Raw genomic sequence first — 23,078 nt, 5'->3', positions numbered from 1 at the left:
CGGCGGCAACCGGCGGGCGATCCGGCGTGGCGTGCCGCTGATGGCCGGGCGAGGCCATGTGTCGTCGCGTGTTTCCGGTAGCGGGAACGCCGCTTGCGAGCGGGCATGCGGGCATCTGTTGCGGCCGGCGCGGACGGGCATGCCACAGCCTCGGTGTACCATCGGACAGCTCGCGCCGGTCCGCTTTTTAGTGTATCTGGCGCGATGCAGCGCGAAGTCACGGCAACCACGCGAACACGCGACAACCAGGGGCCGCCCGCCGGCGCGGGCGGCGTGATGCGGACGATCTCCAGGACGGGACCCGATGCGGGACAAGGCGGCGGAACTGAAGGCGAGCAAGCGGCGCGCGCTCGGATTGCTGATCGGCGTGACGGCCGTGTTCGTCGTCACGCTGGGTTTCCCGGGCGGGGTCTGGGTGGACGGCGTGAAGGCCGTGGCCGAGGCCGCGATGGTGGGCGCGCTGGCCGACTGGTTCGCGGTGGCGGCGCTGTTCCGGCGCGTGCCGATTCCGATCGTGTCGCGCCATACCGAGATCGTGCCGCGCAACCAGGCACGCATCGCCGACAATCTCGCGCAGTTCGTGCATGACCGCTTTCTCGATCCGGCCTCGATCGTCGCGCTGATCCGGCGCCACGATCCGGCCGAACGCTTCGCGCAGTGGCTCGTCGAGCCGGCCAACACGGCGCTGCTCGGCGGCTACGTGGCGCGGCTCGCGAGCCTCGCGCTCGACATGGTCGACGACGCGCGCGTGCGCGGCTTCATTCGCGACGCATTGCGCGCCGCGCTGGACCGGATCGACCTGTCGCGCTCGGCCGGTGCGATCCTCGAGACGCTGACGCACGACGGGCGCCACCAGCAACTGCTCGACGACGGCATCGCGCAGCTGGTCGCGCTGCTGCGCGAGCCCGACAACCGCGCCGCGATCGCCGCCTACATCGTCGAGTGGCTGAAGGGCCGCTACCCGAAGATGGAGCGCGTGATGCCGACCGCCTGGATCAGCGAGAGCGGCGCCGAGCTGATCGCGAACACGGTCACGCGCGTGCTGGTGCAGATCGGCGAGGATCCGGATCATCAACTGCGGCGCAGCTTCGACGCCACCGCCGGACGGCTCGTCGAGCGGCTCAAGACCGATCCGCGGTTCCTTGAAAAGGGCGAGGAGCTGAAGCGCTACCTGCGCGACGGCGAGGCGTTCAACGGCTACGTGGCCGAGCTCTGGACCCAGCTGCGCGACTGGCTCAAGGCCGATCTCGCGCGCGAGGATTCGGTGCTGCACCGGCAGGCCGCCGCGCTCGGCGGCTGGCTCGGCGAGCGGCTCGCGGCGAGCCCGGCGCTGCGCGCCTCGATGAACGAGCACGTCGAGAAGGCCGCCGCCGAGATGGCGCCCGAGTTCGCGGTGTTCCTCACGCGCCACATCAGCGACACGGTCCGCAACTGGGATACGGCGGAGATGTCGCGTCAGGTCGAGCTCAACATCGGCCGCGACCTGCAGAGCATCCGCATCAACGGCACGGTGGTGGGCGGGCTGATCGGGCTCGCGCTGTATCTCGTGACCTGCGCGGCGCGCTGGGCCGGCGCCTGGGCGCCGCCGCACTGAGCGCGGTGCCCAGGCGGCGCCGGTGGCGTGGCGCGGCACGATGAGAATGCCGATGTGACGGGAGCGGGGGGCGATGGGCATCGATGGCTTTCCAGGGCATCCGGACGGCCGCCTGCCCGGCAAACGCGACCGGCCGTGCCGGGGGCTGCCCGGCTCGCCGCCACCACGCCATCACCAAGCCATCTCCGTGCCGCTTCCGGGCTGCCAGCCCGCTGCCGCCGGGGCCGCGCCGCGCCGCAGCCAGGCCGTTTCCGTGCCGTTTCCCACCCCCTCCGCCTCACCGCGCCGACGCTTATCACCGTCGCGCGCGGCGTTGTGGTGTAATCGCGCGGCCGTAAGCTGCCATTCATCCGCGTGAAGGAGTGCCCGTGTCTCCCGTGTCCGTCTTCAAACTCGTCCTGCTGTCGTTCGCCGCGATCGTCGTGCTCGAGCTCGTCGCCAAGAAGCTGCGGCTGCCGCCGGCCGCCGCGCTGCTGGTGGGCGGCGCGGGCATCGCGTTCGTGCCGGGCCTGCCGCCCGTCAACCTCGATCCCGATCTGGTGCTGATCGTGTTCCTGCCGCCGCTGCTGGTGGACGGCGCGTATTTCTCGGTCTGGGAGGAGTTCAAGCGCAACCTGGGCGGCATCATGCTGCTGGCGATCGGCGCGGTGGTGTTCACCACGCTCGCGGTCGGCGTGGCCGTGCATTGGGTCGTGCCGGCGCTGCCGTGGGCCGCCTGCTTCACGCTCGGCGCGATCGTCTCGCCGCCCGACGCGGTGGCCGCCAAGGCCGTGCTCGAACGGGTCGCGCTGCCGCGCCGGCTGATGGTGCTGCTCGAAGGCGAGAGCCTGCTCAACGACGCGGCCGGCCTGGTGCTGTTCCGCTTCGCGGTGGCCGCCGCGCTGACCGGCGCGTTCAGCTTCGAGGGCGCGGTGGTGCGCTTCGCGGAACTCGGGCTGGGCGGCGTGGCGGTGGGCTTCATCGTCGGCTGGCTGCTGATCCGCTTCATTCGTTTGTTGTCCGACGAATACCTGATCGTCACGACCGCCGTGCTCGGCGGCTGGGTCAGCTACATCGCCGGCGAGACGCTGGAGGTGTCGGGCGTGATCTCGGCCGTCACGATGGGCATGATGCTCGGCTGGCACCAGCACGAGATCTTCAGCGCCACGGTGCGGGTCCGCTCCACGGCGTTCTGGCAGATCATGGTGTTCCTGCTGGAGGCGCTGGTGTTCGTGCTGATCGGGCTGTCGCTGCGCGGCGTGATGCTGCGCCTGGGCGGCTTCGGCGAGGTGTTCGCCACCATGACGCCGGCCGTGCTCGCGGTGCTGGCGGCCGTGATCGGCTCGCGCTTCGTCTGGGTGTTCGCGGTCGAGACGCTGAAGCTGCCGCGCCGCTGGCTCGGCCATGCGGAACCGCGCGCGGACTGGCGCGCGGCCACCGTGATGAGCTGGGCCGGCATGCGCGGGGTGGTGACGCTCGCGATCGCGCTGTCGCTGCCTGAGGCGATGCCGGGCCGCGACATGATCCTGGTGGCCGCGTTCGCGGTGATCCTCGTCACGGTGCTGCTGCAGGGCACCACCATCGGCCCGCTGATCCGGCTGGTCGCGCCGCGCGACGCGCATGCGCCGGACGCGCGCCACCTGAGCGAGCCGCAGGCCTGGAGCCGGCTCGCGCGCGCGCAGCTCGCGGCGATCGAGCCGCTGGTGCGCGACGCCGCCGGCAACGTCGTGCATCCGCGCCTGCTCGAGCAATACACCTATCGCGCGGCGATGGCCGAGCGTTTCCAGCACGAGACCGCGTTCCCGGCGCAGGACGTCCACGCGCACTACGACGTGGTGCTGGCGGCGGTCTCGGCCGGGCGCGCCGAGATGCTGAAGATGCATCGCAGCGGGCTGATCCACGACGAGATCCTGCACGTGCTCGAACGCGATCTCGACCTGCAGGAAGTCACGGCGCGCCACGCCATGGAATGAACGGCGCGGGCCTGGCCCGACGCCGTTGCGAACCTCCACCACGAACCCAGGGCTTGACCGATGAAACGATCCGCCATCGCCACCATCGCCGCCGGTTTGCTGGCCGGCCTCTTCGCCGGCACCGCGCACGCCGGGATCGACCAGCAGATGCGCTGCTTCCATTCCGACGACGCGGTGATCCACCTCGAATTCCGCACCTTCGACGATTCCGGTTCGGACTGGTCGGGCGGCTACGTGCGCTACAAGGGCGCGAAGCGGGTGATCCCGATCGTGCCGAGCACCGAGCATGCCACCGAGCTCGTGCCGGGCCGGCCCGACGAGGTCGCGCGCGTCTGGGTGGAGGTCGTCGACGGCAAGGTGACGGGGCAGTACGAGATGGACAGCCAGGGCGCGATCGTCAACGACATGCGCTACACGAAGTTCTCGCCGCGCCGCACTTACCATTTCGTCGACGATCCGCAGGCCTACGCGGACGGGAACGGCAGCTGCAAGTGGTGAGCGCCCGGCACGGCGCGGTGGGGCCGACCGCGCCCGCCGGCGCCGTGCATGGCAGTGGTCGTCCGGTCCACCGTCAAAGCCACCTTCCAATCCACCCGCGGATTGCTCATCCGCTCCGGCTCCGCGCGCGCTGACGATTGCCTTACTCGTTGCGCCCGCCTGCAGCCCACGCGCCGATCTCCTACAATCGAACCCATCGCTCGCCGCACCGCGCGCCGGGTTTCACGCCGGTGGCCGTGCGCTTCCCGCCTTGCCTCCCGCTTCCCGCCGCGCGCAACGGCATGCTTTTGCATTGGTCAATCTGCAGGTAACGAGCCGCCCGCGTCGTAGGCCGACACGGGTGTCTGCCACGCCGTGCGCCGGAAACCGGCACGCGGCATCCACCGAGAGCGTCCCCATGAAAGCATCCGATCTGTTCGTCAAGGCACTGGAAGCGGAGGGCGTCGAATACGTATTCGGCATCCCCGGCGAAGAAAATCTCGATCTGCTCGAATCGATCCGCCACTCGCGGATCAAGCTGGTGCTGACGCGCCACGAGCAGGCGGCGGGCTTCATGGCCGCCACCTACGGGCGGCTCACCGGCCGCGCCGGCGTCTGCCTTTCCACGCTCGGCCCGGGCGCCACCAACCTCGTCACGGCCGCCGCCTACGCGCAGCTGGGCGGCATGCCGATGCTGATGATCACCGGCCAGAAGCCGATCAAGACCAGCAAGCAGGGCCATTTCCAGATCGTCGACGTGGTCGACATGATGCAGCCGCTCACCAAGCTCACGCGCCAGATCGTGTCGATCGGCCATATCCCGTCGGCGGTGCGCGAGGCGTTCCGGCGCGCCGAGGACGAGCGCCCCGGCGCGACCCATCTCGAACTGCCCGAGGACATCGCGCACGAGGAAGGCGACGGCAAGCCGATCCCGGCCAGCTACAGCCGCCGCCCGGTGGCCGAGGAAAAGGCGGTGGGGCGCGCGGTCGAGGCGATCCGCCAGGCCCGCCATCCGCTCTTGATGATCGGCGCGGGCGGCAACCGCAAGACCAGCTGCAAGATGCTGCGCGAGTTCGTGGACGCCACCGGCATCCCGTTCTTCACGACGCAGATGGGCAAGGGCGTGATCGACGAATCGCATCCGCTCTGGCTCGGCAACGCCACGCTGTCCGACGGCGATTTCGTGCATCGCGCGATCGACCATGCCGACTGCATCATCAACGTCGGCCACGACGTGATCGAGAAGCCGCCGTTCTTCATGCGCGGCGGCGACCGCACGGTGATTCACGTCAACTTCCTCGGCGCGCAGGTCGATCCGGTCTATTTCCCGCAGATCGAGGTGGTGGGCGACATCGCCAACGCGGTCTGGCAGATGAAGGAGGCGCTGGCCGAGCCGCCGGAGTGGGATTTCTCGCGCTTCATGCTGATCAAGGAACGCTTCGACGCGCACCTGAAGAAGGGCGAGGACGACCCGCGCTTCCCGCTGCACCCGGTGCGGGTGGTGCATGACCTGTACGGCGCGCTGCCCGAGGACGGCATCGCCTGCCTCGACAACGGCATGTACAAGATCTGGTTCGCGCGCTACTGGCGCGCCCACGAGCCGAACTCGCTGCTGCTCGACAACGCGCTGGCCTCGATGGGCGCCGGGCTGCCCTCGGCGATCGCCACCAAGATCGTCCACCCGGACAGGAAGGTGGTGGCGATCTGCGGCGACGGCGGCTTCATGATGAATTCGCAGGAGCTGGAGACGGCGGTGCGCCTGAAGCTCGACCTGGTGGTGCTGGTGCTGCGCGACGACGCGTTCGGCATGATCCGCTGGAAGCAGGAGAACATGAACTTCCCCGATTACGCGATGACGCTCGACAACCCCGACTTCGTCGCCTATGCGCAAAGCTACGGCGCGCACGGCCATCGCGCGGAATCGGCCGACGCGCTCGCGCCGCTGCTGGCGCGCTGCCTGGCAAGCCCGGGCGTGCATCTGGTCGACGTGCCGATCGACTACTCGGACAACGAGAAGATCCTGAACCGCGAGATCCCGCGCCTGTCCGCGCAGCTCTGAGCGGCCGCCGCGACGTTTTCTTTCCTGCTGTCTTTACCGCACGGAGGCATCTGCCATGAAGGAATCCTATCCGTATTACCTCGCCAACGAGGCCGTGTACGCCAACACCGATCTCGAAGTCACCGACAAGTTCAGCGGCAAGGTGGCCACGCGCGTCGCGCTGGCCGACGCGAAGGCGATCGACGCCGCGATCGCGGCCGCCGTCGAGGCCCAGCAGCCGCTGCGCGAATGGCCCGCGTTCCGCCGCCAGGCCGTGCTCGACCACTGCGTCGCGCGCTTTCGCGAGCGCTTCGACGAACTCGCCGACGCGCTCTGCGTCGAGGCCGGCAAGCCGATCAACGATTCGAAGGGCGAGGTCACGCGCCTGATCGACACGTTCCGCGTGGCCGCCGAGGAATCGGTGCGGATCGGCGGCGAACTGGTCGATCTCGAGATCTCGCAGCGCGCGCAGGGCTATTCGGGCTACACGAAGCGCGTGCCGATCGGGCCGTGCTCGTTCATCTCGCCGTTCAATTTCCCGCTGAACCTGGCGGCCCACAAGGTCGCGCCGGCGCTCGCGGTGGGCTGCCCGTTCGTGCTGAAGCCGGCCAGCCGCACGCCGATCGGCGCGCTGATCATCGGCGAGGTGCTGGCCGAGACCGACCTGCCGAAGGGCGCGTTCTCGGTGCTGCCCGCGCGGCGCGACGGCGCGGACCTGTTCACCACCGACGAGCGCTTCAAGTTGCTGTCGTTCACCGGCTCGCCGGCGGTGGGCTGGGACCTGAAGCGGAAGGCCGGCAAGAAGAAGGTGGTGCTCGAACTGGGCGGCAACGCGGCCGCGATCGTCGACGCGGACCAGCGCGAGCGGCTCGACTACGTGGTGGACCGGCTGATCTTCGGCGCGTTCTACCAGTCCGGCCAGAGCTGCATCGGCGTGCAGCGGATCCTCGCTCACGCGAGCCTCTACGACGCGCTGCGCGAGAAGCTGATCGCGAAGACGCGCGCGCTGAAGATGGGCGACCCGAAGGATCCGCAGACCTTCGTCGGGCCGATGATCTCCGAGTCCGAGTCGAAGCGGCTGGCGGGCTGGATGGAGGCGGCGGTCGGCGCGGGCGCGAAGATCGTGGCGGGCGGCAAGGTGGACGGCGTGATGTTCGAGGCCACGCTGCTCGAGAACGTCGGCCGCGAGCAGGACCTCTACCGCAAGGAGGCGTTCGGGCCGGTCGCGCTGCTCGAGCCGTTCGAGCGCTTCGACGAGGCGCTCGCGCGCGTCAACGACAGCGACTTCGGCCTGCAGGCCGGCGTGTTCACCGATTCGCTCGCGCACGCGCACCGCGCCTGGGACGAACTCGAGGTGGGCGGCGTGGTGATCAACGACGTGCCGTCGTTCCGCGTCGACAACATGCCCTACGGCGGCGTCAAGGATTCGGGCCTCGGCCGCGAGGGCGTGCGCTACGCGATGGAGGACATGACCGAGCCGCGCTTGATGGTGATCCGCAAGCCGTCCTGAGCATCGCGCGGGCGGTTCGCGCCGGGATGGCCGTGCGCGGGGCTCCCGGCGCGGGCCGCCATGCCCCGGGGGCCGGCCGGTTCGCCGGCATGGCCCGAGCACCGCCGGGGCAGTTCCCGGGCGCTTTCCGGGCATTTCGGGCGGTCCACCGCGCCGCGTCTTTCCCGCGGTTTCCACCGCACCGGCGGCGCGCCTGCCGCGTTTCCCGCCCCCGTCAAGTCCCGCGCGCGGCAGGCCGCGCCGTGTCGCGGTAATCCCACCGTTTGCGGCCCGATTCCGTCATTGTTGTATGGATGGAAGGAAAATCATTTAAAATCATCGGCTTATATTTACTTAAAAGAATCAATATCGTGCAAATCCGGCGATTCGTAACCGGGAATGCGCCAGCAAGGACGTCGGCGGTGCGTGTGCCCGCTCCCGACGAACCCGCCGTCCGCCGCGGCCGCAAGGCGATGGCACTCGCGATGCGATGAATGGAATGACTCACACGAACTACGCATCGGATTCATACGAATCCGGCATTTCCGTGCTGCTCGTCGACGATCAGGCCTTCGTCGGCGAGGTGATCCGCCGCCTGCTGGCCGCCGAGACCGACATCGCGCTGCATGTCTGCGTCGATGCCGGCAGCGCGCTCGAACTGGGCCGCACGCTGCGCCCCACCGTGATCCTGCAGGACCTCGTGATGCCCGACGTCGACGGCCTGGATCTGGTGCGCGCGTGGCGCGCCGAGGCGGCCACCGCGCAGGTGCCGATCATCGTGCTGTCGATCAACGACGATCCGCTCGCCAAGCGCGAGGCGTTCTTCGCCGGCGCGAACGACTACCTCGTGAAGCTGCCGGACCCGATCGAGATGATCGCGCGGATCCGCTATCACTCGAACTCGTACCACATGCTGCGCCAGCGCGAAGAGGTGCTCGACTTCCTCTCGCACGACATGCGCGCGCCGCAGGCTTCGATCCTCTCGCTGCTGGAGGCCTATCGCGCGGCGCACGGCGGGATGCCGATGCTGCTCGAACGGATCGAGATGCATGCGCGGCGCGCGCTCGCGCTGGCCGACGGCTTCATCCAGCTCACGCGCGCGCAGTCGGAGAAGCGGCCGAGCGAGCTGGTGTGCCTCAACGAGGTGCTGCTCGACGCGGCCGACCAGCTGTGGGAGAAGGCGGCCACCACCGGCAGCCGCGTGAAGGTGGAATTGCCCGAGACGGAGTGCCTCTGCGTGGGGGACCGGATGATGCTCACGCGCGCGCTGGCGAACCTGATCGACAACGCGCTGAAGTACGCGCCGCCCGCCTCCGAGGTGCGCGGCCTGATCGCCGACGACGGCGAGCGCTGGCTGATCGGCGTGGAGGACGAGGGCGAGGGGATCGCGCCGGCGCAGCGCGCGAGCGCGACCGAATCGTTCGTGCGGCTCACGCATGGCCCCGACTCGCAGAAGGGCGGCTTCGGGCTCGGCCTCGCGTTCGTGCGCGCCACGGCCGCGAAGCACGGCGGCGCGCTGATGATGCGCTACACGCCGCGCGGGTTCATGGCCGGGCTCGGGCTACCGAAGGCGCGCGCGGCGCGCTGAGCCGGCGCGGGCGGCAGGGCCGCCTGCCGGCACGACGGCACGCGGCGGGCGGCGGGCGGTGGGCGACGTAGCGGCGGCCGCACGACCGGCTTGCGCCGGAATGCGGCCTGGCCACCACGCCGGGCCGGCCCGGGCTGTCTCGGCGGCCATAAAGAAAGTACACTCTGCTGGCTCGCGCCCGCCGGCGCGGCGGCCGCAGCGGTACGGCGTCCGGCACCGGGCCGCCGCGCCGGCCATGCGCCCCGCCGGCGGCTCCTGAACGCATCAGCAGACTACCCACATCGAAACATGGCCAACGTGTCGCCTCGCGCAAGCACCGAAAGTCTCCCCCAGTCCGCCACCGGTGCGCGGATCACGCTCGGCAACCGGATCCTGCTCAGCTTCGGCGTGCTGTTCGTGCTGATGCTGCTGATGGCCGGCCTGTCCTACACCCAGCTGCGTTCGATCGATCAGGAGACGGTCAGCATCCAGCGCGACTCGCTGCAGGGCGTGTATCTGGCCACGTCGCTGCGCGCGGCCGCGAACGAGTCGTACACGGCGATGCAGCGCGCGATCTTCGTCGATCCCGATTCGGATGCCTCGCGCCGCGATCTCGACCGCATCCCCGGCATGCTGGAGTCGTTCGAGAAGCTCTCGACGTCGTACCAGAACGCCACGTTCCGCGACGACGACCGCGCGCGCTTCGTCACCTTCCGCGCCGTCTACGACCGTTACCTGCCGCTCTTGGCCGACGCCGTGCAGAAGGCGCGCACGGGCGCCCACGCCGACGCGGCGGCGTCCTACGGGCGCGTCACGCCGGTCTGGGAGGACGTGATCCGCAACGCCAACGTGCTCGTCACCGAGAACCGCACGTTCGCCGATCAGTCGGCGCAGGCGATCCGCGAATCGGTGTACGGCACCGAGGTCACGCTCGCCACCGTGCTGGCTGTGGTGCTGATCTGCTCGGCCGTGCTCGGCTGGTTCCTGTACCGCGCCGTGATGCGGCCGATGACCGAGCTGGTCGGCGTCCACGACGTGATGCGCACGGGCGACCTGACCCGGCGCCTCGACCTGCGCCGCCGCGACGAGTTCAGCATGCTCGAGACCGGCTTCAACCGGATGGCCGACGAGCTGACCACGCTGGTCGCGCAGGCCCAGCAGTCGTCGCTGCAGGTCACCACCTCGGTGGCCGAGATCGCCGCCACCTCGCGCGAGCAGCAGGCCACCGCCAACGAGACGGCCGCCACCACCACCGAGATCGGCGCGACCTCGCGCGAGATCTTCGCGACCTCGCGCGACCTGGTGCGCACCATGAACGAGGTGTCGTCGGTGGCCGAGCAGTCGGCCTCGCTCGCGGGCCTGAGCCAGAGCGGCCTCACGCAGATGGGCGAGACCATGCGCAGCGTGATGGACGCGGCCGGCTCGGTCAACGCGAAGCTCGCGATCCTCAACGAGAAGGCGCTCAACATCAACCAGGTGGTGGCCACCATCACCAAGGTCGCCGACCAGACCAACCTGCTGTCGCTGAACGCGGCGATCGAGGCAGAGAAGGCCGGCGAATACGGCCGCGGCTTCGCGGTGGTCGCCACCGAGATCCGCCGGCTGGCCGACCAGACCGCGGTGGCCACCTACGACATCGAGCAGACCGTCAAGGAGATCCAGTCGGCGGTGTCGGCCGGCGTGATGGGCATGGACAAGTTCTCCGAGGAAGTGCGGCGCGGCATGCTCGACGTGCAGCAGGTGGGCTCGCAGCTCTCGCAGATCATCCACGAGGTGCAGACGCTCGCGCCGCGCTTCCAGCTCGTCAACGAAGGCATGCAGACCCAGGCGAGCGGCGCCGAGCAGATCACCCAGGCGCTCTCGCAGCTGTCCGAGGCGGCCCAGCAGACGGCCGAATCGCTGCGCCAGTCGTCGCAGGCGATCGACGACCTGACGCTGGTGGCCAACGCGCTGCGCACCAGCGTGTCGCGCTTCAAGGTCGAGGCGTGAGCGCCGAGGCCCGCCACGCCATGCTGTTCCTGCTGTTCGAACTCGACGGCGCGCGCTACGCGCTCGACGTCGCCGACGTCGCCGAAGTGCTGCCGCTCGCCGAGACCAAGCCGATTCCGGGCGCGCCCGACTGGGTGGCCGGGATCCTGATCCATCGCGGCGAGCCGGTGCCGGTGATCGACGTGACGCGGCTCGCACTCGGCCGGCCCGCGGCGCGGATCCGCTCGACGCGGCTCGTGATCGTGCGGGTGCGCGTGCCGCTGGCCGGCGACGCGGAGCCCGCGCCGGCCGACGGCGAGCGCCGGCTCGGACTGATCGTCGAGCACGGCACGCAGACGGCGCGCTTCGAGGGCGCCGCGTTCCGCGACGGCGGCGTCGATACTCCGCACGCGCGCTGGCTCGGGCCGGTGGCGCACGACGCGCATGGCGTGGTGCAACGGGTGACGGTGCGCCATCTGCTCGGCCCCGAGGCGCGCGCGCTGCTGTTCGCGGCCGCGCACGAGGCGCGGCAGGCAGCGGCGGGAGGCGAGGCATGACGGCAGGCGATTTCGAGGCGCGTTTCCATGCATGGCTGTCGCGCGAGACCGGCATCGATCCGGCCTCGCTCGGCGCCGATTTCGTCGCGCGCGCGCTGGCCGAGCGGATCGGCGCGACGTTCGGCGGCGACGCCGCGCGCGAGCTGGCGGCGGTGGCGCGCACCTGGCAGCCGTCGCCGGCCGAGATCGACGCCTACTGGCAGCTGCTGAACGCGTCGGCCGCCGAGCGGCGCGCGCTGATCGAGCTGTTCGTGGTGCCGGAGACCTGGTTCTTCCGCGAGCGCGAGGCGTTCGCCGCGCTCGCCGCGCTGGCCGTCGAGCGGCTGCGCACGCGGCCCGCGCAGCCGGTGCGGGTGCTGAGCGCGCCGTGCTCGACGGGCGAGGAGCCCTACACGGCGGCGATGGCGCTGGTCGATGCCGGCCTCGACGCGAGCCAGCTGCGGATCGACGCGCTCGACATCAGCGCGCGCGCGATCGATCACGCGCGGCGCGGCGAATACGGCCGCAACTCGTTTCGCGGCCACGCGCTCGAGTTTCGCGGCCGCCACTTCGATTCGACCGCCGACGGCTGGCGCCTGCACGAGCGGATTCTCGACTGCGTGCAGTTCCGCCATGCCAACCTGCTCGAACTCGGCACCGCCGGCGAGCTGCGCTACGACTTCATCTTCTGCCGCAACGTGCTGATCTATTTCGACCGCGGCGCGCAGGAGCGCGTGCTGCGCACGCTCGACGCGCTGCTCGCCGACGACGGCATGCTGTTCGTCGGCCCCGCCGAGACTGGCGTCGTGATGCGCCACGGGATGAGTTCGGCGAGGATTCCGCTCGCGTTCGGCTTCCGCCGCGGGACCGAGAGCGGCGGTGCCGGCGCGATGTCGCCCGCCGCGCCGCCCGCGCAACCCGCGCCGGTGGCCGCGAGCCGCGCCGGCGTGGGCACGGCGCCGCTGCCGCCCGTCGGCGCGCTGCCGACGCTCGTCGCGGCGCCCGAGCCGGCCGCGCGCGAATGGTTCGGCGACATGCCGTGGCCGCTGCCCGGCTCGGCCTCGCGGCCGGCCGGCGCGGCTCACGGCGGCGCCGGTTTCGCGGGCGCGGTGGCGGGCCGGGCCGGCGCGCCGGCCCGCGTGCCGCGCGCGGGGGGCGGTGCCGGTGCCGGTACTGGTTTCGCTGCGGAGGAGACCGGTCCGGCCCGCGCGGGCGCCCTGCGCGGCAGCAGCACGCTCGCGACGCGCGCGCCCGCCGCGATGGCCTCGATGCGTTCGTCGATGGCCTCGATCTCGACCGCGGCCACGCCGGCGCGCCTGCCCGGCCAGCTCGACGCGCCGGACGGCGCCGGCTCGCTCGACGCGGCCCGCGCGCTGGCCGACGCGGGCGAGTTCGACGCGGCCGAGCGCGCGGTCCACGCCGCGATGGACGAGGCCGGCCCGAGCGCCGACGCCTACTACCTGCTCGGCCTGATCGCCGACGCGCAGGGGCAGCCGGCCGCCGTCACGTATTACCGCAAGGCGCTGTACCTGGCGCCGACCCATCGCGAGGCGCTCACGCACCTGGCGACGCTGCTCGACATCGCCGGCGACCACGAAGGCGCGCGCTGGCTGAAGGAGCGCGCGCGCCGCGCCGACGCGCAGGCCGGCAAGCACGGCGAACCGGGAGGACGCGGCCATGCACGACGCCGCTGAAATCGGGCGCGGCCCGGACGCGAACCGGGACCTGGTCCCGGACCTGACGCCGGGCGCGATCGACGATTGCTGGAACCGCATCGGGGTGCGCGGCGACCAGTCGTGCGAGCGCCTGACCGAGGTTTCGCGCTGCCTGAACTGCCCCGTGTTCGCGCGCAACGCGGCGCTGCTGCTCGACCGCCCGCTGTCCGCCGACGATCTCGCGCAGGCCGCGCGGCGCGTCTCGGAGCCGGTCGCGCCGGGCGTCGGACACGGCGGCGCGGAGGCGGGCGCGCGCCAGGCGGTGCTGGCGTTCCGCGTGGCCGACGAATGGCTCGCGCTGCCCACCGCGGTGGTCCGCCAGATCGTCGACGATCTGCCGATCCACTCGCTGCCGGACCGCCGCAGCCGCGCCGTGCTCGGCATCGTCAACGTGCGCGGCACGCTGCGTATCGCGGTGTCGCTCGCCGAGCTGCTCGGCCTCGAGGCCGGCGCGCCGCGCGCGGCCGGCGGCGCGCGCGCCGGCTTCCGGCGCATGCTGGTGGTCGCGCATCGCGGCGAGCCGGTGGTGTTCCCGGTCGACGACGTCGAGGGCGTGCTGCGCTTCGGCGCGGCCGACCGCGCGGCGACCCCGGCCACCGTGGCGCGCGCCGGCAGCGCGCACACGCGCGGCGTGTTCGTCTGGCGCGACCGGATCGTCGGGCTGCTCGACGAGGACCGGCTGTTCGAATCGCTGTTGCGGAGCCTGCGATGAGCCAAGACGACGACCTGAGCCGCCAGTCGCTGCTCGAGCTGTATCAGGAGGAGACCCAGACCCAGACCGAGGCGCTGTCGCGGCAGCTGCTCGCACTCGAACACGGCGCGCAGGACGCGGCCGCGTTCGAGGCCTGCATGCGCGCGGCGCATTCGCTGAAGGGGGCCGCGCGCATCGTCGGCGTGCCGCAGGGCGTGGCGATCGCCGGCCGCATGGAGGATTGCTTCGTCGGCGCGCAGCGCGGCGAGCGCGTGCTGGGCGCGAGCCACATCGACGCGCTGCTGATGGGCGTGGACCTGCTGGTGCGGGTCGGCGATCCGCGCAGCGCCGCGTCGGTCACGCCGATCCAGATCGATGCGTTCGAGGTCGCGCTCGCCAACGCCGACGATGCCGGCGACGCCGGACGCGCGGTGCCGGACGAGACCGCGCCGCTGCCGTCGGGCTTCGCGTCGGGGGCCGCCTCGGCGGTCTCGTTCGACGCGCCGGGCTCGCTCGGAGGCGCCGCGGCGGCTTCGGGCGCCATGGATTTCTCCGATCTGTCCGCGCTGTTGCGGCTCGATGCGCCGGCTGCCGGTGGGTCCGATGCGTTCGGCGTGCCCGGCGCGCCGTTCACCGGCGATGCCGAACCGGCGGTGCCGGCCGATCTCGCCGCCCAGCTGCGGATCGCCGCCGATACCGCGCCCGTGCCGCCCGGCGCGCCCGAAGCGGACGCGCCCCCGCCGGGCGCCCCGGTGGCGCCGCCGCCGGCCGCGAGCCTGACGGCGCCGTCGTCCGAGGCGCCGCCGCCGGCCGAGCCGGGCGGCGACGCTGGCCAGATGCGCCGCGTGCGCGCCGACAGCCTGAACCGGCTGCTGAGCCTGTCGGGCGAATCGCTGGTGGAATCGCGCTGGCTCAAGCCGTTCGCCGAATCGATGCAGCGCATGCGGCGCGCCCAGCGCGATGCGGGCCGCGCGCTCGATTCGCTGTACGAAGCGCTCGCCGACGATCTCGACCCGGCCCGCGAGGCCGCGATGAGCGAGGTCCGGCAGATGCTCAACGACCTGCAGCGCACGTTCGCGGCCCGCATGGACGACCTGGATCGCTTCGAGCGGCGCAGCTCCCACATCGCCGAGCAGCTCTACGACGAGGCGCTGCAGTGCCGGATGCGCCCGTTCGGCGACGCCACGCGCGCCTATCCGCGCGTGGTCCGCGATCTGGCGCGCTCGCTCGGCAAGCGCGTGCGCTTCGCGATCGTCGGCGAGACCACCCAGGTCGATCGCGACCTGCTCGACCTGCTCGATGCGCCGCTCGGCCACCTGCTGCGCAACGCGCTCGACCACGGCGTCGAGCCGCCCGAGGCGCGGCTCGCGCGCGGCAAGCCGGCCGAGGCCACCATCACGCTCGAGGCGCGCCACAGCGCCGGCTCGCTGCTCGTCAGCGTGGCCGACGACGGCCCCGGCGCCGATCTCGCCGCGGTGCGCGCCGCGATCGTGCGCCAGCGGCTGACCGACACCGAGACCGCGGCGCGGCTGACCGACGCCGAGGTGCTCGAATTCCTGCTGCTGCCCGGCTTCTCGATGCGCGAGCAGGTGACCGACGTGTCGGGGCGCGGCGTCGGCCTCGACGCGGTCCACGAGATGGTCAAGCGCGTGCGCGGCGCGGTGCGGATCTTCAACGAGCCGGGCGAGGGCATGCGCTTCGTGCTGCAGCTGCCGCTCACGCTGTCGGTGATCCGCAGCCTGCTGGTGGAGGTGGGCGGCGAGCCCTACGCGTTCCCGCTGGTCCACGTGCGGCGCGCGCTCGAACTCGAACGCGCCGCGATCGACGTGCTCGAGGGCCAGCAGCATTTCTCGCTCGACGAGCGCCGCGTCGGGCTGGTCACCGCGCACCAGCTGTTCGACGCAGGCGAGCCCGACGGCGCTCGCGCCAACACGGCCGTGGTGGTGATCGGCACCGAGCCCGAGACCTACGGCGTGGCGGTGGACCGCTTCCTCGGCGAGCGCATGCTGGTGGTGCAACCGCTCGACGCTCGGCTGCAGAAGATCCGCAACATCGCGGCCGGCGCGCTGCTCGAGAACGGCGATCCGGTGCTGATCGTCGACGTCGAGGATCTGGTGCGCTCGATCGACAAGCTGATCCGCGGCGGCCAGCTCACCAAGCTGCGCAGCGGCGCCGACCAAGCGCTCGCGCGGCGCCGCAAGCAGGTGCTGGTGGTGGACGATTCGCTGACGGTGCGCGAGCTGGAACGCAAACTGCTGGAGAAGCGCGGCTACGCGGTGACGATCGCCGTCGACGGCATGGATGGCTGGAACGCGATCCGCAGCGACACCTTCGACCTGGTCGTGACCGACATCGACATGCCGCGCATGGACGGCATCGAGCTCGTCACGCTGATCAAGCGCGACCCGCTGCTCAAGGGCGTGCCGGTCATGATCGTGTCGTACAAGGATCGCGACGAGGACCGCCGGCGCGGGCTCGACGCCGGCGCCGACTACTACCTGGCGAAGGGCAGCTTCCACGACGAGGCGCTGCTCGACGCCGTCCACGACCTGATCGGGGAGGCGACGTCATGAACATCGGCATCGTCAACGACTTGCCGCTCGCGGTTGCCGCGCTGCGCCGCGCCATCGCGCACCGGCCCGACCACCGCGTGCTGTGGGTGGCCGCCGACGGCGAACAGGCGGTGGATTTCTGCCAGGCGAACCCGCCCGACCTGGTGCTGATGGACCTCGTCATGCCGAAGGTGGACGGCGTGGCCGCCACGCGGCGCATCATGGAGCGCTCGCCGTGCGCGATCCTGATCGTCACGGCCAGCGTGGACGCGAACAAGGCCACCATCTACGAGGCGATGGGCGCCGGCGCGCTCGACGCGGTGGATACGCCCACGCTCGCGCAGGGCATGATCGCCAACGAATCGCAGCCGCTGCTCGCGAAGATCGACCAGATCGGCCGGCTGCTCGCCACGCGCGGGCCGCTGCCGCCGTCGGCGCAGCCGGCCGGCCCGGCGGCGCTCGCGCAGCCGCCGCTGGTGGCGATCGGCGCGTCGGCGGGCGGCCCGACCGCGCTCGCGGCGCTGCTCAAGCCGCTGCCCGAGGATTTCCCGGCCGCGATCGTGATCGTGCAGCACGTCGACCAGGCGTTCGCGATCGGCATGGCCGAGTGGCTCGACGGCTTCACGCGGCTGCCGGTGCGCGTCGCCCGGGCCGGCGGCATGCCGCAGCGCGGCGAGGTGCTGCTGGCCGCCACCAACGATCACCTGCACCTGAACGCGCGCGGCCAGCTCGGCTACACGCGCTATCCGGAAGAGACGCCGTACCGGCCGTCGGTGGACGTGTTCTTCCACAGCGTCGCCGAATCGTGGCGCGGCGAGGCGCTCGGCGTGCTGCTGACCGGCATGGGCCGCGACGGCGCGCTCGGCCTGAAGGCGATGCGCACCAAGGGCTTCTACACCATCGCGCAGGACGCCGCGACGAGCGCCGTCTACGGCATGCCGAAGGCCGCCGCGGCGATCGACGCGGCCTCGGCGATCCTGCCGCTCGAGCGCATCGCGGAACGCCTGATGTCGCAATTACAGCGCGTGCCGCGTCTGCGCTGATCCGGGGCACGCCGCTTGCGCGGGCGCCACGGGCCCGCCCGGCGGGCCGGAGCGGGCGGGCGTGAGCGGCGGCGGCGGGGCGGGCACGCGGCGTGCTCACCCTGGAGGTTTTCCACGCTCGGTGCTCCCCATGTCGCGCATCCCCCTCGTTTCCGGCCTGGCCCGGCGCTCCAACCGAATGCACCTGTCGATGACCCAATCCGCCAACGAGTACCAACCCGCCCCGGCCGACGAGCAGGCGCTGAAGACCCACACCGACCGGCGCCAGCTGCACCAGATCATCGCCGGGCTGACCGAGGGCGTGATCCTGGTCGAGCCGGACCAGCGCATCGTCTGGGCCAACGAGGCCGCGCTCGCGATGCACGGCGTGGCCACGCTCGCCGAACTCGGCGCCGACGTGACCGAGTACCGCGAGCGCTTCCGGCTGCGCGACACCAACCACGATCCGGTGCGGCAGGGCCAGTATCCGATCGATCGCGTGATCAGCGGCGAGCAGTTCAGCGACGTGACGGTGGAGGTGGAATCGGCCGCCGACGAATCGCAGCGCTGGGTCCACCGGATCCGCAGCCTGGTGCTGACCAACGCCGCCGGCGAGCCCGACTGTCTCGCGCTGGTGCTGCACGACGCCACCGAATGGGCCAGCGCCGAGCAGCGCTTCGAGCGCACCTTCAACGCGAATCCGGCGCCGGCCGCGATCTGCCGGCTCAGCGACTTCCGCTACGTGAAGGTGAACCAGGGCTTTCTCGACATGACGCGCCACGCGCTCGACGACGTGATCGGCCGCTCGGTCTACGAGCTCGACGTGTTCGATCGCGCCGAGCGCCGCGAGCTGGCCATCGAGCGGCTCGGCGACGGCATGACGATCCCGCCGATGGAGGCGCTGCTGCGCACCGCCGACGGCGGCGACCACGCCGTGATCGTGGCCGGCCAGCCGATCGACATGGGCGACGACGCCTGCATGCTGTTCACGTTCACCGACCTGCAGCCGCGCCGGCAGGCCGAGACCGCGCTGCGGCAGAGCGAGGAGCGCTTCGCCAAGGCGTTCCGGATGGCGCCCGTGGCGATGGCGATGCTGACCGCCGGGCGCTTCGAGATCCTCGACCTGAACGACGCGTTCGTCGCGATGACGGGCCACGAGCAGGGCGAGCTGCTCGGCCGCGCGGCCGACGAGGTCGGGCTGTGGGCCGATCCCGGCGCGCTGCGCGAGATCGCGGCGGCGCTGCAGGGCGAGGCCGTGGTGCGCATGCGCGACGTGCAGGTGACGACGCGCGACGGCGACCTGCGCGACTGCGTGGTGTCGGCCGACGCGGTGGCGATCCACGGCCAGGACTGCATCCTGATCGCGCTGCTCGACATCAGCGAGCGCAAGCGCACCGAGATGGAACTGATCCAGGCGATCGAGACGGCGATGCAGGATGCCTCGTGGTTCAGCCGCACGCTGATCGAGAAGCTCGCCAACGTGCGCCGCGCCAAGGCGCCCGACGCCGGCGCGCAGCTCGCCGACCTGACCGCGCGCGAGCGCGACGTGTTCGACCTGCTCTGCCACGGGCTGCCCGACAAGGAGATCGCGAACCGGCTCGGGCTCGCGCCGAACACGGTGCGCAACCACGTCGCCACGATCTACACCAAGCTCGACGTGCATAGCCGCGGCGAGGCGATCGTCTGGGCGCGCGAGCGCGGCATCGTCGGCGCCGATCCGGCCGCGGGCAGCGCCGACGACGCCGCGCCGAGAGCCGCGTCGAAGTCCGGGCGCCCGCCGCGCCGGCCGGCGCGACGCTGAAAGGCGATTGAATGAAAGGGCGGTGGGTTGAAAAAAATACACGGCGCTCCGGTGCGAATGCACTAGCGGCGCTGGCCCATCTGCACCTGCCGCGGCGCGCGCGGCGGCGCGATCATGGTCACTCCCGGCTCGCGGCCCACGGCCAGCGTGGCCGGTTCCCCCGACGAATCTCTCGAAGGAGTCGACCATGGACAAGAACCGAATCGACGGCAAGCTCAAGCAGGTGAAGGGCTCGGTGAAGGAAGCGCTCGGCAAGGTGACGGGCGATCGCAAGACCGAGGCCGAAGGCGTGGCCGAGAAGACCCAGGGCAAGCTGCAGGAGAAGGCCGGCCAGACCGCCGACGCGATCCGCAAGCACTCGAACCTGCACTGACGCCGCTGTCGGCCCGGCGCCCGCTTCTTTGCAGCGGGCGGCGGGCCGGCCGGCACCGCTCACGTCCCGCCGCGCCGCGTCGCGCGGCGGGACGTTTTCATGCGGGGCATGGAATGACGGCGGCCGGTTGCCGCCCGCGGGGCACCTCGCGTACAATCCGCGCTTCGGAGATGGCATGCCTCCGCCCCCAACCGCCGGTCAGCCGGCTGATGATGCCTACGGATCCTGGGTGCAGGAGGTCGTAGGCCGTCCCGATCGCAAGCCGATCTCAAGCGGCATCCCCTGCCGCCCGGGTTTGATGTCCTGTCGAACCTGAAAACCATGAAAGCTTTCGAAACCGTCGAGCAGTTCGCGATGCTGCGCGCGCTCGGCCGCTGGCTCGCGCTGTCGTCCGTGGTCGGCGCGCTGGCGGGCTCCGCGTCCGCGCTGTTCCTTTACCTGCTCGACCTGGCCACCGGCACGCGGCTCGCGCATCCGTGGCTGCTGGGGCTGCTGCCCGCGGCCGGCTTCGCCACCGGCTGGCTCTACCTGCGCTTCGGCAGCGCGGTGGAGGGCGGCAACAACCTGCTGATCGACGAGATCCACGATCCCGCGCGTGCGGTGCCGACGCGGATGGCGCCGCTGGTGATGATCGCCACCGTCGTCACGCATCTGTTCGGCGGCTCGGCGGGCCGCGAGGGCACCGCCGTGCAGATGGGCGGCGCGCTCGCCGACCGCATCGCGCGGCTGCTGGGCGTGGATGCCGAGACGCGCCGGATCCTGCTGATGGCCGGCATCGCCGCCGGGTTTTCGTCGGTGTTCGGCACGCCGCTGGCGGGCGCCGTGTTCGGCCTCGAGGTGCTGGCGATCGGGCGCCTGCGCTACGACGCGCTGCTGCCGTGCGTGGCCGCCGCGATCGTCGCCGACGGGGTGTGCCGGCTGTGGGGCATCCGTCACCCGGTCTATCCGGTGCCGTTCGTGCCGGCGGTGGGCGTGGCCACGGCGGCCTCGGCGATCGTCGCGGGCATCGCGTTCGGAGTGGTGGGGATGCTGTTCGCCGACGCCACGCATGCGCTCGGCGCGCGCTTCAAGCGCTGGATTCCGTACGCGCCGCTGCGGCCGGTGGCGGGCGGCGCGCTGGTGGCGGTGGCGGGCGCCGCGCTCGCGGTGCCGCAGTATCTCGGGCTCGGCATTCCCACCATCGAGGCCGCGTTTCGCGGGCCGCTGCCGGCCTGCGATTTCGCCGGCAAGTTCGCGTTCACGGTGGTCACGCTCGCCTCGGGCTTCAAGGGCGGCGAGGTCACGCCGCTGTTCTACATCGGCGCGACGCTCGGCAACGCGCTCTCGCACCTGCTCGCGCTGCCGCTGCCGGTGCTGGCCGGGCTCGGCTTCGTGGCCGTGTTCGCCGGCGCCGCGAACACGCCGATCGCCTCGACGATCATGGCCATCGAGCTGTTCGGCGCGCCGATCGGCGTGTTCGCGGCGCTCGCCTGCGTGGTGGCCTATCTGTTCTCGGGGCATACCGGCATCTACCGCGCGCAGCGCATCGGCCATGCGAAGCATCCGTGGCTCGACGCGAGCGGACGGCTCGCCGACGTGGCGGCGCGGCGTGTGGCGATGAAGCGCGAGCGTGACGTGGCGGGTTGAGCGCGAAAGCGCATCGGCGGGCCGGCGCGGGGTGCGGCTGGCGCCTGCCGTGGATGGCGCGCGATGGGTTGATGGCCGGCGATCGAGACGGGTGGTCGGTGCCGGCTGGCCGTCTTCGCGGCGGGCGGAGCGACTGGCTCGCATGGCCGGTTCGCATGACCGGCGCGCCGGGGGATCCGTGAAGCCGGTCGGTGGCGTCGATTCGCGGTGGCGTCCCGCTGGGGCGATCGGTCGAGTCGGTCCACGCAGCCGGCCGGCGCAATGCATGCGCGCCGGCCGGCTGGCGGCGGCCCTCAGCCCGCGTGGCCGGCGCCGCCGTGGACGGACGGATGCGGCGCGGCCGCGTCGCGCGCGGTGCCGGTACGCGCCGGCACCGCGCGCCAGACGAACCACGCGAGCGCGCCGAGCGCCGGGAACACCAGCACGCTGCCCTCGGGCCCGACCGTGCCGCCGCTGAGCCAGACCGGCCCCATCGCGTGGCTTTCGAGCAGGCTCTGGGCCGGCATCAGGCCGCTGGTGGGCGCGCCGAACAGGAACGACTCGGCCCAGTCCCAGGTCGCGTGCATGCCGAACACCCACCAGAGCGAGCCGGTGCGCCAGATCGCGAGACAGGCGACGAAGCCGTAGATCACCACCGGCACGATGCCGCCGAGGTTCTCGCCGTGGTTCGACATGTGCGAGAGGCCGAACGCGAGCGAGGTCAGCACCGCGGCGACGGCCGGATGCGTGCCGCGCGCGAGCCGGAAGAACACGTAGCCGTGGAACGCGAGTTCCTCGGCGGCGGCCACCAGCGCGAACGCGAGCGCCCAGGTCAGGCCCGCCTCGAGCGCGGCCGGCAGGCTGCCGCCCGAATAGGTCAGCGTGGCGCCGCCCGTGGCCACCAGCAGCGCCATGATCGTCGAGACGGCGACGAGCCCGCACAGGCTGCCGAGCAGCAGGTGCCGGACGCGGCCGGACGCGCGCAGGCCGAAGTCGAGCCACGAGCGCCGGTCGACGCGGCTCATCACGCGCGTGGCGACCAGCACCGCGCCGCACATCGCGAGTTCGAACACGAACTGGTGGCCCGCCGTGAGCTTGCCCTGCAGCCGGAACGGCAGATCGAAACGCGCGGCGGCGAGATCGGCGAGCGCCATCAGCGCGGCCACGATCGCCGTGTAGAGCAGGGCCGCCCAGCCGCTGCGCAGCCCGGCGGCGCCGAACCACAGATCGCGGAAGCGGAAGGGCGGAGCGACGCGTGATCGGTCGGTGTGCGAGACGTCTTTCACCGGATAGGTCCTCGTTCTTTTGTCATGGCGCGAGCGGACGGATGGCCGGGTGCGTTGCAGGCCGGTTGAAGGCCGTTCGACGCCCATCGGCAAACCCTCGTGATTATGTGGATCATCGGCGCCGAATGGTATAGCCGCGTCGGCGCGCGTGGAATCGTTCCGCGTGCGGCACGTTGCGCCCGGCGCGCGCCGGGCCGCATCGGACGGCGCGTGGCGCGGGCCCTGCGCGCAGGCCTCGCGGGCCGTGGCGGTGCGAACGAAACGACACGGAACGCGCGGCTGCGCTCGCCGTGGACGCGCGAGGCGGCGGTGACGGGTTGTTGAAAGGATCGACGCGTCGTGCGACCGTGCGTGCGAAAAGACAACGTGGCGGCAAGCGATGCCCGCCGCCACGTCATGCGTCGCGCCGCCA

General features: G+C 71.7%; 16 protein-coding genes and 1 riboswitch. Of the genes, 15 read left to right on the top strand and 1 reads right to left on the bottom strand.

Translation table 11 applies throughout. From position 1 onward, the window contains the following. The first annotated feature begins 304 nt into the window (after positions 1-304). The 15 genes from BpN12_RS11050 to BpN12_RS10980 all read left to right on the top strand — a co-directional run bounded on the left by BpN12_RS11050 (position 305) and on the right by BpN12_RS10980 (position 21,401). Positions 305-1,594 (top strand): DUF445 domain-containing protein, encoded by a 1,290-nt coding sequence (locus BpN12_RS11050; RefSeq protein ID WP_246792635.1) that lies wholly within the window; start codon positions 305-307, stop codon positions 1,592-1,594. A 368-nt stretch (positions 1,595-1,962) separates the two neighbouring features. Next, on the top strand, positions 1,963-3,546 hold the full coding sequence (locus BpN12_RS11045; protein WP_246792633.1) for a Na+/H+ antiporter: 1,584 nt from the start codon (positions 1,963-1,965) through the stop codon (positions 3,544-3,546). 60 nt (positions 3,547-3,606) lie between these two features. Further along, positions 3,607-4,044, top strand: coding sequence for a hypothetical protein (locus BpN12_RS11040; RefSeq protein WP_246792632.1), 438 nt, complete (start codon positions 3,607-3,609; stop codon positions 4,042-4,044). Positions 4,045-4,441: 397 nt separating this feature from the next. Continuing rightward, on the top strand, positions 4,442-6,082 hold the full coding sequence (locus BpN12_RS11035; RefSeq protein ID WP_246792631.1) for an acetolactate synthase large subunit: 1,641 nt from the start codon (positions 4,442-4,444) through the stop codon (positions 6,080-6,082). 55 nt (positions 6,083-6,137) lie between these two features. Beyond that, complete coding sequence (locus tag BpN12_RS11030) at positions 6,138-7,571, top strand: aldehyde dehydrogenase family protein (RefSeq protein WP_246792630.1); 1,434 nt, start codon at positions 6,138-6,140, stop codon at positions 7,569-7,571. 469 nt (positions 7,572-8,040) lie between these two features. Continuing rightward, on the top strand, positions 8,041-9,138 hold the full coding sequence (locus tag BpN12_RS11025; RefSeq protein WP_246792629.1) for a hybrid sensor histidine kinase/response regulator: 1,098 nt from the start codon (positions 8,041-8,043) through the stop codon (positions 9,136-9,138). A gap of 288 nt (positions 9,139-9,426) precedes the next feature. Then, positions 9,427-11,106: a methyl-accepting chemotaxis protein gene (locus tag BpN12_RS11020; protein WP_246792628.1), complete on the top strand. Its 1,680-nt coding sequence runs from the start codon at positions 9,427-9,429 to the stop codon at positions 11,104-11,106. Positions 11,107-11,126: 20 nt separating this feature from the next. Next, positions 11,127-11,642: a chemotaxis protein CheW gene (locus BpN12_RS11015; protein WP_246794689.1), complete on the top strand. Its 516-nt coding sequence runs from the start codon at positions 11,127-11,129 to the stop codon at positions 11,640-11,642. Further along, positions 11,639-13,315, top strand: coding sequence for a CheR family methyltransferase (locus tag BpN12_RS11010; RefSeq protein WP_246792627.1), 1,677 nt, complete (start codon positions 11,639-11,641; stop codon positions 13,313-13,315). Before BpN12_RS11015 ends, BpN12_RS11010 begins: the two co-directional genes overlap by 4 nt. Beyond that, positions 13,299-14,048: a chemotaxis protein CheW gene (locus tag BpN12_RS11005; protein ID WP_246792626.1), complete on the top strand. Its 750-nt coding sequence runs from the start codon at positions 13,299-13,301 to the stop codon at positions 14,046-14,048. The genes BpN12_RS11010 and BpN12_RS11005 overlap by 17 nt, the downstream gene beginning before the upstream one ends. Then, complete coding sequence (locus BpN12_RS11000) at positions 14,045-16,600, top strand: hybrid sensor histidine kinase/response regulator (protein ID WP_246792624.1); 2,556 nt, start codon at positions 14,045-14,047, stop codon at positions 16,598-16,600. The genes BpN12_RS11005 and BpN12_RS11000 overlap by 4 nt, the downstream gene beginning before the upstream one ends. Next, a complete protein-coding gene (gene cheB / locus BpN12_RS10995; protein ID WP_246792623.1) occupies positions 16,597-17,622 on the top strand; it encodes a chemotaxis response regulator protein-glutamate methylesterase in 1,026 nt (341 codons plus the stop codon). Before BpN12_RS11000 ends, cheB begins: the two co-directional genes overlap by 4 nt. Before the next feature lie 190 nt (positions 17,623-17,812). After that, positions 17,813-19,402: a helix-turn-helix transcriptional regulator gene (locus tag BpN12_RS10990; RefSeq protein WP_246792621.1), complete on the top strand. Its 1,590-nt coding sequence runs from the start codon at positions 17,813-17,815 to the stop codon at positions 19,400-19,402. Positions 19,403-19,589: 187 nt separating this feature from the next. Further along, positions 19,590-19,775: a CsbD family protein gene (locus tag BpN12_RS10985; protein WP_042628628.1), complete on the top strand. Its 186-nt coding sequence runs from the start codon at positions 19,590-19,592 to the stop codon at positions 19,773-19,775. Between the two features lie 157 nt (positions 19,776-19,932). Beyond that, a riboswitch (Fluoride riboswitch) is annotated at positions 19,933-20,001 on the top strand. A gap of 95 nt (positions 20,002-20,096) precedes the next feature. Next, entirely contained in the window at positions 20,097-21,401 is a 1,305-nt protein-coding gene (locus BpN12_RS10980) for a voltage-gated chloride channel family protein (RefSeq protein WP_246792620.1), read from the top strand. Between the two features lie 293 nt (positions 21,402-21,694). On the opposite strand, the gene BpN12_RS10975 is transcribed toward BpN12_RS10980, so the two are convergent. Then, positions 21,695-22,666 (bottom strand): CPBP family intramembrane glutamic endopeptidase, encoded by a 972-nt coding sequence (locus BpN12_RS10975; RefSeq protein ID WP_246792618.1) that lies wholly within the window; start codon positions 22,664-22,666, stop codon positions 21,695-21,697. Positions 22,667-23,078 lie beyond the last annotated feature (412 nt).

Source organism: Burkholderia perseverans (assembly GCF_022870505.1).
GTDB lineage: Bacteria > Pseudomonadota > Gammaproteobacteria > Burkholderiales > Burkholderiaceae > Burkholderia > Burkholderia plantarii.
The sequence above is the reverse complement of the archived record's forward strand: the minus strand, read 5'-3'. Positions and strand labels throughout refer to the sequence as shown.